The sequence below is a fragment of the Bartonella sp. AA74HLJMH genome, assembly GCF_042197045.1.
Classification (GTDB): Bacteria; Pseudomonadota; Alphaproteobacteria; order Rhizobiales; family Rhizobiaceae; genus Bartonella.
Genome location: NZ_JBHIRJ010000122.1, coordinates 1 through 810, shown reverse-complemented (window position 1 = coordinate 810; position 810 = coordinate 1). Strand labels below are relative to the sequence as shown.

The window sequence follows — 810 nt, the reverse complement described above, 5'->3', positions numbered from 1 at the left end:
ACATTGAATTATGCTATTCAGGATGTTCGGAAAGAAGCAAGACAAGCTGCTGCTATTGGTCTAGCGGTGTCCAACTTGCGTTACAATGATGCACCAGGAAAGTTAAGTGTTGCACTTGGTAGTGGTATATGGCTCAATCAGTCCGCATTTGCTCTTGGTGCTGGTTATACATCTGAAGATGGAAATATTCGCTCTAGTCTATCTGTGACAAGTGCCGGAGGGCGCTGGGGTGTAGGTGTAGGATTAAGCTTAACTCTAAATTAATAAAATTTACTACGATTATTTTCAAAAACGCTCCTGTCTATACAAGACAGGGGCGAAAAGAGTTACACGATTAAAAGAACGACTCCCACAAATAACAGTGCCAGCATTAATGTTGAAAATAAAGAAAGAGAAAAGGTGTGAAGAGTGGTGTATTTTACGCAAATTTGACAGAAGTCGTGGAGGGGGGCTGGTTGGTGGTTGTTAGATGACAGTGAGCAGCAGATTAAGACAGTTTTTGATGATGCGAAAAAATATGTAGATAAATATTTTTCTGAATCCAAGGATAATGCGATGAGTAATGGTGTTAACGAGTCGAAATCCTAAATCGATATAAAATTTGAAACGTTTAGTTATGACATTAAGAGCGTACGCAAAGAGGCAAGGCAAGCCGCCGCCGTTGGTCTAGCAGTATCCAATCTACGTTACTTTGACGAGCCGGGATCTTTGAGTGTCTCATTTGGTAGCGGCGCATGGCGTGGACAATCCGCATTTGCTCTTGGTGCTGGTTATACATCTGAAAACGGAAAAATCCGCTCTAATCTCTCT

General features: G+C 41.7%; 1 protein-coding gene and 1 pseudogene. Both read left to right on the top strand.

The genetic code is table 11. The features are described 5' to 3' along the window. Positions 1 to 264, top strand: a 264-nt coding sequence (locus ACFINH_RS10110) for a YadA-like family protein (RefSeq protein ID WP_375612610.1), incomplete at its 5' end; no start/stop codon positions are given. Between the two features lie 327 nt (positions 265 to 591). Further along, positions 592 to 810 (top strand): annotated as a pseudogene (locus ACFINH_RS10105) (YadA-like family protein); the annotation flags it as partial.